Origin of the sequence: Tolypothrix tenuis PCC 7101 (assembly GCF_963874875.1) — a bacterium.
Classification (GTDB): domain Bacteria; phylum Cyanobacteriota; class Cyanobacteriia; order Cyanobacteriales; family Nostocaceae; genus Aulosira; species Aulosira tenue.
On record NZ_CAWNJS010000001.1, the window covers coordinates 5,054,488 to 5,072,881 of the forward strand.

Genomic DNA, 18,394 nt, shown 5'->3' on the forward strand with positions numbered 1-18,394 from the left:
TTCTGCTGCGTAAATCCTAAAACCAAAACCAGCTTTTTCATGAAATATCTCCTTTATTATGACAAACCAACCTCTGCGGATTGCCCTTTTTACAGGATTGTATGCTCCCTTCCTTACAGGGGTTTCAGTAGCAGTACATCAGCGAGTTCGTTGGTTATTAGAGCAGGGACATGAGGTATTTCTCATCCATCCCGAATTTAATGATAAATACCCCAAACAAGTTGGGAATCGTCCAATGCCAGGATTAGAAGAGTTACAGAAATTTCCTAACTTTTCCTCCTATGCATTTCCCACACAGCCACTGATTTTCTATAAGTCTCTACCTCAACCATTAAGTTACAAACATTGGAGTGATACTAAATTACTGTTGAACTTTCAACCCGATATTATCGTTGTTGAAGAATCAGCCCAAATGAGAGGAGCTTACTCAGCTTTCCTACAAGGTTACGGTCGTGCTGTAGGAGTTAAATATGCCAAGCAGACAAAGACTCCAATTATTTCAGTTTTCCATACAGATATCGTTGGCTATATCAAATATTACTTAGGAAGCTTCTTCTTTAACTTACTGCGCCCAATTATTCCCTTAATAGTCAAGCAAGTCAGCAATGCTTACACCGTCAATGTATTTTCCTCACGGGAACAGCTAACTAAGTACAATAATTTGCAATGTCAACGGGGGGAATACTTGCCCTATCAAGGTATTAATTGCGAGAAATTCCATCCTCGTAATATTTGTTATGATCCCATACCAGGCGATCGCAGACCTACTATCCTCTTTGTTGGACGCATTACCGCCGAAAAGAATGTTACCCAATTAATAGATGCATTCCCCTATATTGTTGCCAAAATCCCCGATGTGCATTTAGTAATTGTTGGTAGCGGCCCCTTAGATGAGCAAATCAAAAAACGCGCCCAAAAGTTTAAATCGGGAATTACGATTTGGGGAGAATCTCACGGTACAGAACTTTTAGGTTGGTTTGCTAGAGCCGATGTTTTTGTCAACCCCTCCGTCACCGAAAACTTTTGCACCACCAATAACGAAGCGCTGGCTTCCGGGACTCCTGTAGTTGCAGCCTTAGCACCCTCAACCGCAGAACAAGTGATTCCCGGACATAACGGCTTTCTTGCTGAACCCAACAACCCAGCAGATTTCGCCCAAAAAATCATTGCTATTTTAGAAAATCCCGAACTGAAAACAGCAATGACTCAAAACGCTCGCCCTTCGATACTAGACTTTGATTGGTCAACTTGCCAGGAGAAATTTGAGGAAAAACTCTATCAACTAGTTGCTTTATCCAATAAGCAAAAGGTGAAGGTTAATTCTAGTAATTCGTAATTGATACAGCGCTTTGCAAGTAAATGAAGTACACCCCAAGGCATCGGCTACGGTGTACACACATCTTTGTGCTAAGTGCAAAATGTGGCTTGATCCCCATAAATCCCCCTTTTCCCCCTGGAGAAGGGGTGAGGGCGAAAGTTTTTGCATAATGCTCGCCATATATCAATACTTGTCGGTTAAGGGCAAAAGGGGAAGGGGAAAAGGGGCAAGAAAAAACCTTTAACCCTTCCCCTTTCTCCTTTTCCCCAAACTAAATTCCGATTTGAAAATCCTTAACCGAGCAGTATTGCGCCATATATAGCTTTTCGCTTAAGTTGACACGTATGGGTAGTGCCATGCCCCTACAATCTGTCGCATTCTTGTTTCAAATGGGTATTAAATTTTGGATTGTTGGCGTAGCTTCTGTGTCAGGAGATGATTCAAAATTTGGAATCTCAACAGGTAGCACCCGAATTAAAACACGAGAATGAATCCTTGCATCCAAAATTCAAAATTGATTGACTGTTACTTGCTTGACGGGGAATTAAAAGCATTCTAAGGTTTTACCGTACTGAAAAAACGGGGGAATGAATTGATGGCAACGGTAGAACTAGAAAAAAATGTGATGAGTGAAGAAGAGGTAACAAAGCTGTGGGAAGCATTCAAAGTATTTGATGCTGATGGTAGCGGTAATATCTCAGCAAATGAATTAGGGCAAGTAATGCGATCGCTGGGGCAAAGTCCTAGTGAAACAGATTTGCGAGATATGATCAAAGAGGTAGATATTGACTTATCAGGTAGTATTGATTTTGAGGAATTCAAAACCCTGATGGTGTCAGTGCAAGGCGATCGCAAAAGCCGTCTTAAGTTGGCATTTAGTGTGTTTGATGAAGATGGTAGCGGTCAGATTACCACAAACGAGCTACACAGCATCATGAGTCAGTTTGGACTGACGGATCAAGAACTTGATGAGATGATTAAAGAAGTCGATCATGATGGCGATGCCTCAATTGACTTTCAAGAGTTCATGAAACTGGTTCCAGAAGAGTCAGAAATCACCACAGGCTATAAAGATTCACCCATTTCTTTTACTATTTCCCCAACAAATAATTCACCCACCGTCACCTCAGAGATAGCGGCTACTACGGCAGCACCTACATTATCAACCATCACATCTCCTGCACAGGAAATAAAGAGCGACGACAAAGAAGTAGCGCGACTCAAAGAACTGCTTGCCCAACATCCCCAAGATCAAAAAGAACGCGCCACTTCTCGCCTGCAAATGCAAATCGGGTTATTCCGCCTGATTCAAGGGGCTGCCTATCGCAGCTTCCGTGAAAGTTTTTCCGCCAACCACGAAACCCACCTGCGCGTGAGAAACCTGCCCTACAAAATTACCGACTTTGTGCAGTTTGTCCAAAAAGCGATCGCATTGTATAAAGGGTTAGATGTCGTAGAAAAAGCTTGTTACCCCTTATTAGATGCCGTTGTTGAATCCATCGAAGCAGAATACGCCCGACTCCAACACCGCATCAAGAACTGGAACACCATCGAAAAAACACCCCAGATGCTGGCTGAGGAAAAAGCGATGCAGGAAACACGGCGTAAATCAATCTCCGTCAGAGAGAAGTTTGCCGCCGGGGTTGAGTTTGCGATTACTGTCAAGAAAAAGCAATTCAGTTTTCGTGATATTGCCTCTGGTGTACTTGCCATCAACGAACTCAACCGTCTCAGACAGATGGAACTGAATGCAGAACTTGCCCCACCACCCGCTAAATCAGCAGGCAATCCCAAAGATTACCTCCAGCAATGGCACCGCGTCATCCTCTCTGATGCTTCAGAAGAAATATCCGGTGCGATGATGCCTGTAGCTTATTGGTATGAAGATTTTATGCCAAAGCTGCTAGCTGCCTTCAGTGTCAACACTGCTGCAGATATCCCAAGCAACACAGTACTTGATGAAGCGGCGTTAACTCAATGGTATGAAGATACCAAAGCATCTGGAGAATTTGACCGCTATGGGGCAGATGTAGTACAAAACTTTGCTCAATGTACTCCTAAACAAAAGCTAGCCGTGAAGCAGGCATGGCGTTTGACACATCACTATCTTAATGGTGTACAAAAACGGCGTGAACGCCAAGAGTTTGGGCGTGAGTCAGGGGCACTATCCCAGTATGTAGCATTCATTGATGTCTATTTGGCAAGAAGTGACGTGAAGGATTCCCAGATGCGCGTCAGCTTTCCTTATTATATTGGCCCTGCTGTGTGGCGATTTTTCCACACCACAGCAGAAATTGTCTGTACCAAGCCAAATGCAGCGCAAAAAGCGGTGGTAGAAATCTTCAAAGATTTCTTTAAACTATTTGCCACAATGTACCCCTGCCCTTACTGTCGCCACCACCTAAATATGTATGTGGTGCAGAACAAAGAAGTCGATATGTACCCAGTAGAATATTTATTGCTGGGACGCGATCCGCAACTGAATAATTTTGAAGTATCGATGGAAGCCAAGCTGTCTACAGTTGTAGATGGCCCCGCCTTGCGCTTATTTTTCTGGAAACTACATAACACCGTTTCCTCATCAATTGCTCGCTCTGAAGAATGGTATCACAAGGATGAGAAAGCTTTTTACACTACCCGCTACTGGCCCAGTCTCGACTCCGAATTGGCACGCAGCAAAGCACTCAAACACCTCAGCATCTCCGTTGAGCGATTATACCGCCTCTATGGAATTATTAAACCAGCATCGCGGCTAGCTGGTGTAAGAGTAACGCTGCAAAAGCTGTTAGAAAAAGGCGATGAGTCAGGCATTAGGGAAGCTTGCATCCTAGCCCAAGATTATATTCAAGAATTGGAAGCAGCTGTGATCGCCGGACAATTTCTTCAGGAAACCTACCACTTTGATCCGGAAATTGTCGATCAAACTCCCCACTTTACTCCTGAAGAAGAAGAGTATGCCCGCAGTGGCGTATTTGTGGAAGTGATTTAATATAAGTACTCGCATTAACTGACTTGAAAAAGTAGGGGGCAGGGAGCAGGGAGCAAGGGGGATTAATGAATTTTTTATGTGTTCTGGTGTAACCAGTTCATGACGGCTACTTGTACCGATTCAAACAATGTTTGCGACCGATAAATCATTCGGAGGGCACAGCACTGTTCCCTACCCAATACTGCTCGGTTAAGGATTTTATACTCGGAATTTGGTTTGGGGAAAAGGTGAAAGGGTAAGGGTTAAAGGTTTTTCTTGCCCCTTTTCCCCTTCCCCTTTCCCCCTTAACCGACAAGTATTGGTTCCCTACCCATCTGTCAGATTCTTTCTCCTCTGCTTTTTCTGCATACACAGCGTAAAGCCTACGGCATAGCTACGCTTAACGCGTAGCGTCCCGCAGGGATGGAATATTTTTTTAGTTGGAAGTCCCTAATCTTCAACAGCACGTTGAATTTTCCAATTCACTAGCCAAGCTGCACTACTGGATATTAATAACAAAGGTGTCAACCAATCACCCCAACGCACATATAAAGTTTGTGTTTGCCGTTTATATATGGTTTCGGAGTGAATTTCGTAGGTATTATAGCCAGATATCCACAAGGTTTTACCATGAGGGTCAATAAACCCTGAATATCCTGTATTTGTCGCCCGCACAGACCATCTATCGGTTTCAATCGCCCGCATAATATCCTGTGCATGGTGCTGGAATGGCATAGCAGCAGTGTAATGGGCATCGTTGGAGGAACTGAGGATAAATTGCCCACCCGCAGCCGCTTGACGGCGAAATTGAGCAGAAAAAGCGGAGTCGTAACAAATACCTGCGATCGCACGCCCAAATGGTGTATCAAATATTTGATTGGGTGAACCATGCACTTGATGTTCATCCAATGGCGATAAGCGCTGAATCAGTTTACCTAAAATCTCTTCAAAGGGAATATATTCACCCAGGGGTACGAGTTTGGTTTTGTCGTAGCGGCTGACAACTTCGCCGTTACCTGTGTAGGTAAATAAACTATTGGTGTAGCTGCGTCCTTGTTCGCCAAAAGCCCCAATCCAAGCTACTACGCCTTTTTCCTTGACGGCGGAGATGATGGGAGTTGTGCCTAAGTCACGCTGAAAAAACGGTAAAGCCCCTTCTGGAGTTAAGACAGCATCAACACCTTGGTCTGCTAAAGTTAAATAGCCATTGGTGTAACCTGCGATCGCTCTTCGCAATCCTTCTGGTTTAAGTTTAATAATGTTGGGAATGTTACCTTGAACAATTCCTACTTTTAAAGCCTTGTCTGCAGGTTTGCTTAGGGGAATGCTGTATAAGCTAAAACCAATTATGTGTAGAGTAATGAATAATCCAGTGGCGATCGCTAAATATTGATTCGCGTAAATTTTCTTGTCTTTACGGTGTATCCAAGCTTCAGCAATTAAACCATTTACTGCGACAATTGCGGCTGTCACAGCACTTGGCCCAGCTAGTTGCCCTAAATGTAAAATTACTAAATTATGCGGACTTTGTGTGTAAGAAAGCGAACTCCACCACAAATCGCCAGCACTCCAAATGCCTTCTAAAACACACCAAATAGCTGTGCCAATCAGCACGCGCAAAAGCGGCTGTTTGCCTGCGAAACGCACCATCAAAGCCGCCCACACAACTACTATTGCTGCCCCCCAAAGGGTAACGAATGTCAAACAGAAGGTGGTAATTGCCAAACTCGCTAGCCAAGGAACACCCAACCAATCCATTGGATGAATGCCGGTAATCCAGAATAAAGCTAATCCATGATAGCCAATACCCCAAAATAAAGGTAAAAGGAGAAATTTTCGCCTTTTACCTGCTAATTGCGTAGTTTCTTTGTTAATTAAAACCCAGAGAGGAGCAAGGGCTATCCAAGCGAGGAACCATGCGCCCACAGGAGCCACAGTTAGCCCCATTAATACCCCACTAATCAAGGCTAAAGTGTAAAGGCTAAAGGATGAAAACAGCTTTTTTGTTTGATATTTCACAACTACCCCAATTCTTGCAAAATCATACCAATTCAAATAATGTTTGCGACAGATAAATTCTTTGTAAGGGCACGGCATTCTCAATCTTTTGGCATATCAAATATCTTACTGGTGCCGTGCCCCTACCCATCTGTCGCGTTCTTTTTTCAAAATGGTATCACCTCAACAGTTGCCTTTAATTGAGGCAAATTCTGCTCAATCACGCCCCAAATTCGATTTAAATTTACTTTTAAATAATATGGTAAAGGGGTAAGGGTTAAAGGTTTTTTCTTGCCCCTTTTCCCCTTCCCCTTTTGCCCTTCACCGACAAGTATTGGGTATAGTCTGTGTTTTTAAATCAGGTACATCAGTCAAAATTGATTAACACTTGGATAAACTTGCACAAGAGTTTATCCAAGATGTCATGCTTTATTCTGCCTCTTCTAATTCGCCTGTTTCACCACTATCGGGAGGAACGATCGCTACTCCGGTGATCGCATCATCGTCGTCTAAGCGCTGTACTCTTACGCCTGTTGCCGATCGCGATTGTACAGAAATGGCATTGACAGCTTGACGAATAATAATACCGCGATTGGTAACCATCATGATTTCATCATCGCTGTTGACAATCTGTAAGGTGGCTAATTGGTCTTTGGTTTTGCGGTTTTTGAATTTGGTTGCCATTAAACCTTGACCAGCGCGGTTTTGCAAGCGGAATTGGGCTACAGGTACGCGTTTGCCATATCCACCCATTGTAATTACTAACACCCAAGGGCCAGGACTAGTGTTAGCTGTGACTTCTGTGGTTTCTTCGGTTTCAATTTCTTCGGTTTCGATGATTTCTTCGATTTCGGCTTCAGTTTCTGTAACCGTACTCAAGGTATCGAGAATGGCTGCGGGGAGGATATCCATACCCACCAGTTCGTCACCTGGTTTGAGTTTCATCGATTTTACACCACGCGTCGCCCTACCTAAAGGACGCAATTGTTCGTGGTTACATCTAAAGTGAATCGCCATCCCATGACGAGAACCGACAATCACGCTATCTTCTACCCTCGCGCGACGTACCCAGCGCAGTTGATCGCCTTCTTCTAAGGATATAGCGATTAAACCGTTAGCGCGGATGTTACTAAATGCTGCCAATTCGGTTTTCTTGATATTGCCACCTTTGGTCAGCATCACCAAGAATTCTTCGCTGGTAAATTCATCTACTGGGACAATAGAGGTGATTTTTTCTTCCTTGGGAATCGGTAACAGTTGCACAATGGGAGTACCCCGGCTAGTACGAGAACCCACAGGAATTTGATAAGTTTTTAGACAGTAAACGACACCGCGATCGCTAAAGAATAAAACGCTGTCGTGATCGCAGCAAGTTAAGAAATGTTCGATGGTGTCATCATCTTTAACTTTCGCTGCTGCTTTCCCTCTGGTAGCACGGCTTTGGGCTTCAAAGGTATTAACTGGCATCCGTTTGATGTAACCTTGCTCTGTTAGCAAAATGATCACTTTTTCATTGGCGATCAAGTCAAGGTCATCAATTTCTCCCTCAGCATGGGTAATGACTGTGCGTCGGGGTGTGGAAAAGCTAGTTTTGATTTGTGAAATTTCGTCTTCAATGATTGACAGCACTCTTTCCCGGCGTGCCAAAATATCTTGCAGGTCGGCAATTTGCGCTTGTAAATCTTCGTGTTCTTGGCGAATTTTATCTGCTTCTAGGGCTGTTAACCGTCGCAGTTGCATTTGTAAAATTGCGTCGGCTTGGACTTCCGATAGCCCATAGGTGGTGATTAGTTCACCTTTGGCTGTGGGCGCATCAGAAGCATGGCGAATTAAGTTAATAATTGCGTCTAAATGCGCTAGAGCAATTAATAAGCCTTGTAAGATATGGTCGCGTTCTTCCGCTTTCCGCAGTTCATATCTGGTGCGGCGATTAATTGATTCGATGCGGAAATCGAGGAATACTTCTAAGAACTGCTTGAGTGTCAGGGTTTGGGGTTCCCCATTCACCAACGCCAGCATATTCGCCCCAAAGTTGGCTTGCAGTGGGGTCTGCTTGTAGAGGTTATTCAGTACTACTCTGGGATAAGCATCGCGCTTGAGTTCGATGACGATTCGCATCCCATCGCGATCGCTTTCATCACGGATATCTGCAATTCCCTCGATGCGTTTTTCATTCACCAACTCGGCTATTTTTTCAATTAATGCGGCTTTGTTGGTTTGATAGGGCAATTCGGTGATGATAATTGCTTCTCTTTCTGGTCTTCCCCGTTGCTCAATAGTTTCGATGTTAGCTACACCACGCATGGTAATGGAACCGCGCCCAGTGGTGTAAGCTTCTTTAATTGCTGATGTTCCTAACACCTGCGCCCCTGTGGGAAAGTCGGGGCCGGGGATAAATTGCATTAACTGCAGATTAGTGATCTCTGGATTGTGAATCAGTGCTACTAATCCATCAATCAATTCGCCCAAATTGTGCGGTGGGATATTGGTCGCCATCCCCACAGCAATCCCCGAGGAACCATTTAATAGTAACTGGGGAATACGTGCTGGTAGAACTGTGGGTTCTTGTTGGGAACCGTCGAAGTTATCAATAAAATCTACGGTTTCGGACTCAATGTCGTGGAGTAAAGCTGTGCCAGTTAAAGCTTGCAAGCGACATTCTGTGTATCGCATTGCGGCTGGGGGATCGTTGTCTACGGAACCGAAGTTACCATGCCCGTTAATTAGGGGCGATCGCATGGAAAAATCCTGTGCCATCCGCACCAACGCATCATACACCGCCGTATCACCGTGGGGATGATATTTACCTAAAACTTCCCCAACTACACGGGCGCATTTACGAAACGGGCGATCGTGCGTCAAACCTAGCTCGTGCATTGCGTAGAGGATGCGACGATGCACAGGTTTCAGACCATCCCTGGCATCTGGTAGCGCCCGACCCACAATCACACTCATGGCGTATTCCAGATAAGACCGGGACATCTCGTTCCGCAGATCTGTCGGGATAATCCTCTCCTGTGAGGTTGTCATAACCTAAAAAACTCCAAAAATCGCAGATTTTAGCCCTTGTTCTTGACAAAATGCAAAATTATTCCAAATTACTCTTGAATAATTGCCATATTTTGGTACAATTCTAGCACATATTGCTTTTTCTTGCCGGGAGAGCGGATTCAGGCAAGTAAGGAGGCTACTAATTAGGAGATGGTCAATGACTGTCCTACACAGGCTTTTGCTGACGAGTTAAGAGCAGCTAACTAAAAAGCCTGAAATATATAAGCAATTTAAAATTCAACATCAAAAACTCTAATACATCAGGAGTTCTATGATTTTCATAAAATTAGATGTTAATCTAACTATCGACATCACTGAGTAAATGTAGGATAACGGTATTGACTATGGGTAATCTTTAAGACTTTTATAATCATTAATTTTTTGAGAGACGCTAAAGCTACTATGATTTTTCAACAATTACGCATTGGCGATTACTTTCGTATACCTGGAATTAGTTTTTCTTGCGTTTATAGAAAAGCTAGTAGTTCATCTTGCACTCTGGATATGATTTTACGGCCTATCCGACGCAGTGCAATAGTGGTACCACTGAATCGAGTTGAGTTGAGTAGATATATTGCCCAAAAGAAAGAACTAATTCAAGACTTAGAGGAGTGAACAAATAATTAAGATACAAGCCTAAAAATTGATTCACCCGAAAAATCTGAAATAACCTTTATTTAAGCCCTCTGATTTATTCTTGGGGTTATTATTTTGAATTTTGTCTTTACTCATCCAGCAAAGTGGTATGTTGGGTTAACAATAAATTGTCACATCTTCGCCAAGCTCATCAGCCAAATAACTTAAAGCGCGGAAACGTAGCTCAATAAACTGTTCGTAGAAAGGATTGAGTTTACAGAGGGGAGGAATGTGAAGTAAAGTGCGTTAGCCGAAGGCTTTGGCGAAGCCATCGCAGAATTTAATTTCTCGCTCAAAAGGACAACTAGCCGGAATCATTTTGCAGATAAAGCGTGCTAATCGGCAATTTTCGATTTTGAGAGATATGAGGCGTTGACGTAGTGGTTGTAGTAAAACCTGAGCGAAATTGATAGAAGCTGACTGATTGGTAGACATCATACTGTTAGGGAAGGAATTTGTTGAGATTGTTGGGGAATGACTAAAACTTTTTCCATGAAGAGGCGGTCAGATTCGGAAACATCTGCCATAATTGCTTTTTTAGTTTGTTCATGCATCAAGATTTTACCTTGAGCATCAAAACTAAAGTCTTGGCTAGGAATAAATCCTTTGCTAATAAGTTTTTTTAGAGTAAATCTGGTAACTTCTACTAATAAATGTGCGTAAGGTCTCCAAGCACATAAGTTATCTAACACCCAGTGAAATGTTTTGGTATCTGTCAAAGACAATTCCAATACTGCTGCTGTTAAAAAAGATTCTGTATGTTGAACTCCCATACTAGTATTTAGTTGAGTTACCCAACATTCAGCTAGTTTTTTATCACGGAACTTTAAGATATAAAGGGCTCTTTCTAGATGGAAGTGGAACATTTCTAAATCTTGCATATTCACCAAAGAAAATACAGCAATAACAACTTAGCCACTAGCTACTAAATCGAGAGCTTAACTTTCCACATCGTTGAGAGAGAGGAAATGGGGTAGAGGAGAGTTGTTGCTCTACCCCGTTAAGGTGTTACCGAGTTAGTGGTTTTTCTAGTTGCTTTTAACTGTAAAACTCAAAAATGCAGAACTTGTGGAGATGAAAAAGATTTAGAAAAAATTTTTCTTGGCTACCAGTTGAGAGCGCTGGCGATTTGGCCAGGTAATTTCATGGCTTTGAACGGCTTAGTAATAATTGCTTGCACTCCCAGTTCCGCAAATCGGCGCTGTTCGGTAGCTTGAGCCTTGGCTGTTAGCAAAATCACGGGAATTGGCTTTGTGGTGGGATTCGCTTGTAAAGCTTGAAAGGTAGCGATTCCATCCATATCAGGCATCATCACATCCAACAAAATCAAATCTGGTTGTTCGGCAATTGCTTTAGCCAATCCCTCACTTCCAGAAGCCGCAGTGGAAACTTGCCAACCGCCTACAGTTTTCAAGGCGAGTTCAGCTACAGCCCGGATATCATATTCATCATCAACGATGAGAATGTGTTTCGTAGTCATACAAGTCTAGTTTCGTCCCTTGCCTAAAGTACGTAATACAGGGCTACGCGCCTGTTATTCAAGGGTTTTCAACGGTTGTTTTTATAATCTTATATTGCTTGGCATAGTTCGATTTATTCCCATCGGCTTATTTATGTAAATTGGTAACCAAAGAGGCGGAGGGGCAGGGGGCAGGGAGTAGGGGGAGCAGGCGTTGTACAAATACCTCGCGCCCTCATCCCCTAACCCCTTCGGGAACTAAATCTCTTGCTCCCCTCCCCTTTCCAAGCTACGGTGTACACACAAATCGGAGTTATTTTGAGATCCGGGTTTTACCCCCCTTAATCCCCCCTTGCCAAGGCAGGGCTGTTTCATTCCCTAAAACACGTAAAATAGCAAGTGTTGAGGGGAAAAAATATGGGTGCAGATCTGATTGAACAATTAAAGCAAGTGGAAGATTTTAGAACGACTGATGGACGAAGACATCCACTGTGGCTGGTGTTGCTATTTGTCATAATGGGAACAATGAATGGATACGTGGGATATCGGGGATGGGGGGATTTCGTCAAAAGGCATAGTCGAGTATTAATAAATAAATTTGGCATTCAAAAACATGGGGTTCCCTCATATTCAACAATCCGACGTATAGTCATGGGAGTGGATTTCGATAAACTGGCTCATAAATTTAATGAATGGGCAAAAAATTATGTGGATTTAGAGGTATCACAATGGTGTGCTATAGACGGCAAAAGTATTAAGGGTACAGTACAAAACTATAGTTCATCTCATCAGAATTTTGTGAGCATAGTATCAGTATTTGCTGGAAAAAAAGGGCTGGTTATCGGGATGGAGAAATTTGAGAACCAGCATAAAAGCGAAATTCAAGTTGTACAAGAGTTAGTCACAGCATTGGGTCTAGAAGGTGTGGTCTTGAGCTTTGATTCCTTACATTGTCAAAAAAAACTTGTCAAATAATTATCGAGGGCGGTAATGATTATGTCATTGCTGTTAAAGATAATCAGCCCAAACTACATAGTCATATTCAACGTATTGCTGCTACAAAAAAACCTACTTCTCGTATAGTTGAGACCGAAAAAACTAGAGATAGATGTACAACACGTACTGTAGAAGTCTTTCATGATATCAATGGAATTGACCCGTTATGGACTGGAATAAAATCTTTAGTCAGGGTCGAAAGAATTGGTACGAGAAAGGGTAAGAAATATCATGAAATTGTTTGTTATATTAGCAGTCTGATCGCCAGCGCCAAGGAATTTGCTCTCGGTATTCGTGGTCATTGGGGTATCGAAAACTGCCTTCACTGGGTGAAAGACGTTGTTTTCAAAGAGGATTGTTCTACAATCCGTCTTGGCAACGCTCCTGCTAATCTTTCCATTATCAGAGCGATCGCACTCAATATTCTTCGTCGCAATGGTTATCATTCCATCACAATTGCTCACAGATTTCTCTCTCATGATATTGACAAACTCCTTCATCTTGTGGAATGAAACAGCCCTGCCTTGCCAAGGGGGGAAACAAGAAAATCTAGTTCCCTCCCCTTTGCAAGGGGAGGGTTAGGGTGGGGTAATTCTAGGACTGGTAGTGATTCGATAACTTGTGTGTACACCGTAGCCTTTCCAAGGGGAGGGTTAGGGTGGGGTAATTCGAGGAATGGTAGTGATTCGATAACTTGTGTATACACCGTAGCTCACCCACAGGGAGAGGGGCTGGGGGTGAGGGCGAAACCTTGCAACCAAGCGGGTTTCACGTTAAGTTGACACGTATGGCTCCCCTGCCTCTTGTGACTGGAGCCAGAGCTTGATGTTCTCGTTAAATTTACTGAGATTGCTCTTTCATTTTTGCTATATCTTCCTCACAAGTTCCTCAACCTTTGCTGTTAACTTCAAGGTGCAGCAGCTAGAAAGGCTACCTGTGCATCAGTGAATTGAAAAGCTCAAACTCGCTGTTTTGCTACCCTTCTTGTTTGTTGAATTTTACATTGGTAATTTCAGCGCAGTGAAGGTCAGGCTTTGATAGGGTTCGCAAACTGGTAAAGGTTAAACCAATTATGAAGACAAAAATATTTGCCACTATTGATGGCAATGAAGCTGTAGCCCAAGTGGCTTATCGTGTAAATGAAGTTATTGCTATTTACCCGATTACGCCTTCTTCTAATATGGCTGAGTGGTCGGATACATGGGCTAGCGAAGGTAAACCTAACATCTGGGGAACTGTGCCTACAGTTGTGGAGATGCAGAGTGAAGCCGGCGTTGCAGGTGCAGTACATGGTGCTTTACAAACAGGTTCGCTAACAACGACATTTACCGCATCTCAGGGATTGTTGTTAATGATCCCCAATATGTACAAAATTGCTGGTGAATTAACACCTACAGTATTTCATGTTTCAGCGCGATCGCTAGCTACTCAAGGTCTATCTATTTTCGGCGATCATAGTGATGTGATGGCAGCGCGTGCCACAGGTTTTGCGATGCTATGTTCAGCATCAGTACAAGAAGCTTATGATTTTGCGGCAATCTCTACACGTGCAACTTTAGAATCTCGTATACCTTTCTTACACTTTTTTGATGGCTTCCGCACCTCTCATGAGGTAGATAAAGTTGAAACATTATCTCACGAAGATTTGCGATCGCATATCCCCGAAGAATACATCTTTGCTCATCGGGCGCGGGCGATGACTCCCGATAGGCCTGTGTTACGCGGTACAGCCCAAAACCCTGATGTTTACTTCCAAAGCCGCGAAACCGTTAACCCTTATTATTTAGCTTGTCCAGACATCACCCAAAAGGCGATGGATCAATTTGCCAAACTGACTGGACGACAATACAAACTCTTTGATTACCACGGCGACCCCGCAGCAGAAAGAGTGATTGTCCTCATGGGTTCTGGTTGTGAAGCAGCCCATGAAACGGTAGATTATTTAACTAGTTTGGGTGAAAAAGTTGGGGTATTAAAAGTTAGATTGTATCGTCCATTTGATACTACTAGATTTGTCGAAGCTTTACCCGCAACTACCCGTACCATCGCTGTTTTAGACCGCACCAAAGAACCCGGCGCATCTGGCGAACCACTTTATTTAGATGTAGTTGCTGCTATCCAACAAGGCAATCCAAAATCCCAAATTCAAAATCTAAAATCAATTGTTGGTGGTCGTTATGGATTATCATCCAAAGAATTCACCCCAGCGATGATTAAAGCTGTGTTTGATAACCTAGCTCTAGCTGAACCGAAAAATCATTTCACCGTGGGGATCAATGATGATGTCAGCCACACCAGCTTAGAGTATGACCATGATTTTAATATTGAAGCAGACAATATAGTTAGAGCTATTTTTTACGGTTTAGGCGCAGATGGTACTGTAGGTGCTAACAAAAACTCCATCAAAATTATTGGAGAAGAAACAAACAATTACGCTCAAGGTTATTTCGTTTACGACTCTAAAAAATCTGGTTCTGTGACAGTTTCTCACCTCCGCTTTGGGTCACAACCAATTCACTCCACATATTTAATTACCAAAGCTAACTTTCTGGCTTGTCATCAATGGGATTTCATTGATAAATTCTCCATGCTGCAAGATATTGTCCCTGGCGGCACATTCTTGATTAATTCGCTCTATTCTCAAGAAGAAGTTTGGCAGCATTTACCACTGTTTGTCCAAGAGCAAATTATCCAAAAGCAACTGAAAGTATATGTAATTAATGGTTATCAAGTTGCGCGTGCTGCGGGGATGGCTGGACATATTAACACAGTCATGCAGGTTTGTTTCTTTGCCTTATCGGGTGTATTACCCAAAGACGAAGCGATCGCAGCGATTAAAAAAGCGATTCGCAAGACTTATGGTAAGAAGGGCGACGAAGTTGTCCAAAAGAATATCAACGCCGTGGATATGGCGTTAGATAACTTGTATGAACTAGAGATTCCCCAACAAATAGCCATTCCAGCCGGGGAAATCCACGATGCGCCCTACCCCATATCTGATAAAGCACCTGCATTTGTCCATGATGTTTTAGGTAAAATGATTGCCCGTGCAGGGGATGATTTACCTGTGAGTGCTTTACCAGCAGATGGTACATATCCTACAGGTACGGCGAAATGGGAAAAACGCAACATTGCTAAAGATATTCCGGTTTGGGATGAAGATGTCTGCGTCCAGTGCGCTAAATGCATCATGGTCTGCCCCCATAGTGCGATTCGTGGTAAAGTTTACGAACCCGAATTGTTAACCAATGCCCCGCCAACCTTCAAGAGTACCAATCCTAAAGACCGCGATTGGCATGGCTTGCAATATACTCTCCAAGTAGCCCCAGAAGATTGTACAGGTTGCGGTGTTTGCGTGGATGTTTGCCCAGCTAAGAATAAAGCCGAACCAAACCGCAAAGCCCTGAATATGGCAGCGCAATTGCCATTACGAGATGCAGAAAGAGAAAATTGGGATTTCTTCCTCAATCTCCCCAACCCCGACAGACTGCACCTGAAAGTCTCCCATATTAACCAGCAGCAAATGCAAGAACCCTTATTTGAGTTCTCCGGTGCTTGTGCTGGTTGTGGCGAAACAGCTTATGTAAAATTAGCTACCCAATTATTTGGCGATCGCATGATTGTGGCTAACGCCACTGGTTGTTCTTCGATTTACGGCGGTAACTTACCGACTACCCCTTGGACAACTAACGCCGAAGGACGAGGCCCGGCTTGGTGTAACTCGCTATTTGAAGATAACGCCGAATTTGGCATGGGTTTCCGGATTTCCCTAGATAAACAAGCAGAATTTGCCACGGAATTAGTCAAACAACTGACACCACAACTAGGGGAAAATCTCGCCAGTAGTATTGTCAACGCTCGGCAAAAAGACGAAGCTGATATAGTCGAACAACGGGAACGCGTCGCCCTACTTAAACAACGGGTAGATGAACTACTTGCAGCCCAAACCGGAGAAGATGAAGAAGATGCGATCGCGCGGAATCTGAAATCGCTAAAATTCGTTGCCGATTATTTAGTCAGAAAGAGTGTTTGGATTATCGGCGGTGATGGTTGGGGTTATGACATCGGCTTTGGCGGCTTAGATCACGTCATCGCCAGCGGCCGCAACGTCAACATTTTGATTCTCGACACAGAAGTATATTCTAATACTGGCGGACAAAACTCCAAAGCCACACCCAGAGCTGCGATCGCCAAATTTGCCTCTGGCGGTAAAGCCGCAGCCAAAAAAGACTTAGGCTTAATGGCCATGACTTACGGTAACGTTTATATTGCCAGCGTTGCTTTAGGCGCAAGAGATGAACACACCCTTAAAGCCTTCCTCGAAGCCGAAGCCTACGAAGGGCCATCGATAATTCTTGCCTACAGCCATTGCATCGCCCACGGTATCGACATGACAACAGGCTTACACCATCAAAAAGCCGCCGTCGAATCCGGCGAATGGTTGCTATATCGGTATAACCCAGACCGCATTAAGCAAGGAGACAACCCACTCCAGCTTGACTCTCGCACCCCCAAGTTACCAATTGAAGAATACATGAACTCAGAAAATCGCTTCAAGATGTTAACCAAGAGTCACCCAGAAGCAGCCAAGCACTTATTTGAAGAAGCCCAAGCAGATGTCAACACTCGTTGGCAAATGTATCAATATCTCGCTTCTCGCAAGTTGCAAAATACGTAAACTTAGGGCATGGGGCATAGGGCATGGGGCATGGGAAAGATGTTACCTTGTTCCGTCACCAGTCCCAAGAAAGCTTTTCCTCCTCTCCTACACAGTTACTCATAGCTAATTACACAAAACACTTGTGGGGTGGGCATCTTGCCTGCCCTATTTCTTTATTTCCTGATTATGTAATACCAATTCAAACAATGTTTGCGACAAATAAATTCTTTAGTAGGGAACATCCACAATCTTTTGGTATATCAAATGATCTTACTGGTGCTCATTGGTGCCAACTTCAGCTAAAAGCTATATAGGGCGGGCGTTGTGCAAATACCTCGCGCCCTCATACCCTAACCCCTTCTCCCTCGGGAGAAGGGGAATTGAATCTCTTGCTCCCTTCTCCCTGAGGGAGAGGGGCTGGGGGTGAGGGCGAAACCTTGCAACCAAGCGGGTTTCACGTTAAGTTGACACCACTGGGCACTGCCTTGGTGCCAACTTCAGCTACAAGCTTTATAGGGCGGGCTTTGTACAAATACCTCGCGCCCTCATCCCCTAACCCCTTCTCCCCCAGGAGAAGGGGAATTGAATCTCTTGCTCCCTTCTCCCTGAGGGAGAGGGGCTGGGGGTGAGGGCGAAACCTTGCAACTAAGGGGGTTTCACGTTAAGTTGACACTAATGACTGGTGCCGTGCCCCTACCCATCTGTCGCGTTTTAATGTCAATTGCTACTGCCCAATTTTTAGCCATTCTGCCTTGCTATGCTCGTCTGTTTGCCAATTTATTTGTTAATACTGAAAATAGTAATGCAAGATGCCTAAAAGCTTGGTCAAAGCTAGTTAAATAAAGAATAATTTAAATTATTAAAGTTATGTCAGCAGAAGATTCTACCCCTAAAGCCATTTGGATTATTACCGAAGAAGTTGCGGAAACCTCAAATACAACTGCTGAAACAGTTACAGATAGTGTAACCAGAAGCGGTGGAGCCAGAAGCAGTAGTGATACAGGAGGAAGACTCGGCAGAATTCAAACTACTGAAGAAATAGTTTTCAGCCAAAAAAAAGGCGAACTAGTAATTACTAGACGCAAAGTAGAGGTAACTCAACTCAAGCAAGAAATGCAGGGGTTTCTGCAAGCAATGCGGGAAGTGCTTGATGAAGCTGACCAACCCAATTCTAAGATCCAGCTTGATGAGGTGGAACTTTCAGTTGAAATTAACGCCGAAGGAAAAATCAGTCTGTTTGGGATTGGTGGTGGTAAAGCTGGGGGAAAAGGCGCGATGACTTTTAAATTCAAGCGGAAATAGTTGGTA

Annotated in this window: 9 protein-coding genes and 2 pseudogenes; 6 read left to right on the top strand and 5 right to left on the bottom strand. The window is 43.7% G+C overall.

The window, feature by feature from the left end; translation table 11 throughout:
* Positions 1–58: 58 nt before the first annotated feature.
* The gene (locus tag AACU25_RS20025; protein WP_096578612.1) at positions 59–1,336 is read left to right on the top strand and encodes a glycosyltransferase; all 1,278 of its coding nucleotides are present in this window, start codon (positions 59–61) and stop codon (positions 1,334–1,336) included.
* Positions 1,337–1,913: 577 nt separating this feature from the next.
* A complete protein-coding gene (locus AACU25_RS20030; protein WP_096578614.1) occupies positions 1,914–4,307 on the top strand; it encodes an EF-hand domain-containing protein in 2,394 nt (797 codons plus the stop codon).
* 429 nt (positions 4,308–4,736) lie between these two features.
* On the opposite strand, the gene lnt is transcribed toward AACU25_RS20030, so the two are convergent.
* The 5 genes and pseudogenes from lnt to AACU25_RS20055 form a co-directional block, all read right to left on the bottom strand.
* A complete protein-coding gene (gene lnt / locus AACU25_RS20035) occupies positions 4,737–6,233 on the bottom strand; it encodes an apolipoprotein N-acyltransferase (RefSeq protein ID WP_321206658.1) in 1,497 nt (498 codons plus the stop codon).
* Positions 6,234–6,713: 480 nt separating this feature from the next.
* Entirely contained in the window at positions 6,714–9,314 is a 2,601-nt protein-coding gene (gene gyrA / locus AACU25_RS20040) for a DNA topoisomerase (ATP-hydrolyzing) subunit A (RefSeq protein ID WP_096578618.1), read from the bottom strand.
* Between the two features lie 774 nt (positions 9,315–10,088).
* A pseudogene (locus tag AACU25_RS20045) lies at positions 10,089–10,409 on the bottom strand (Mo-dependent nitrogenase C-terminal domain-containing protein).
* Positions 10,406–10,852 (bottom strand): hypothetical protein, encoded by a 447-nt coding sequence (locus tag AACU25_RS20050; RefSeq protein WP_096578622.1) that lies wholly within the window; start codon positions 10,850–10,852, stop codon positions 10,406–10,408. The pseudogene AACU25_RS20045 and the gene AACU25_RS20050 overlap by 4 nt, the downstream one beginning before the upstream one ends.
* A 224-nt stretch (positions 10,853–11,076) precedes the next feature.
* Positions 11,077–11,451, bottom strand: a complete 375-nt coding sequence (locus tag AACU25_RS20055) for a response regulator (protein WP_096578624.1) — start codon at positions 11,449–11,451, stop codon at positions 11,077–11,079.
* Positions 11,452–11,870: 419 nt separating this feature from the next.
* Between AACU25_RS20055 and AACU25_RS20060 the strand changes: the two are divergent.
* From AACU25_RS20060 to AACU25_RS20075, 4 genes and pseudogenes are all read left to right on the top strand, one after another.
* Positions 11,871–12,938: pseudogene (locus AACU25_RS20060) on the top strand (ISAs1 family transposase).
* Positions 12,939–13,498: 560 nt separating this feature from the next.
* Positions 13,499–17,104 (top strand): pyruvate:ferredoxin (flavodoxin) oxidoreductase, encoded by a 3,606-nt coding sequence (nifJ, locus tag AACU25_RS20065; protein WP_096578626.1) that lies wholly within the window; start codon positions 13,499–13,501, stop codon positions 17,102–17,104.
* A 657-nt stretch (positions 17,105–17,761) separates the two neighbouring features.
* Positions 17,762–17,929, top strand: a complete 168-nt coding sequence (locus tag AACU25_RS20070; protein ID WP_190445990.1) for a hypothetical protein — start codon at positions 17,762–17,764, stop codon at positions 17,927–17,929.
* 24 nt (positions 17,930–17,953) lie between these two features.
* The gene (locus AACU25_RS20075; RefSeq protein ID WP_096578630.1) at positions 17,954–18,388 is read left to right on the top strand and encodes a Pepco domain-containing protein; all 435 of its coding nucleotides are present in this window, start codon (positions 17,954–17,956) and stop codon (positions 18,386–18,388) included.
* Positions 18,389–18,394: the final 6 nt, after the last annotated feature.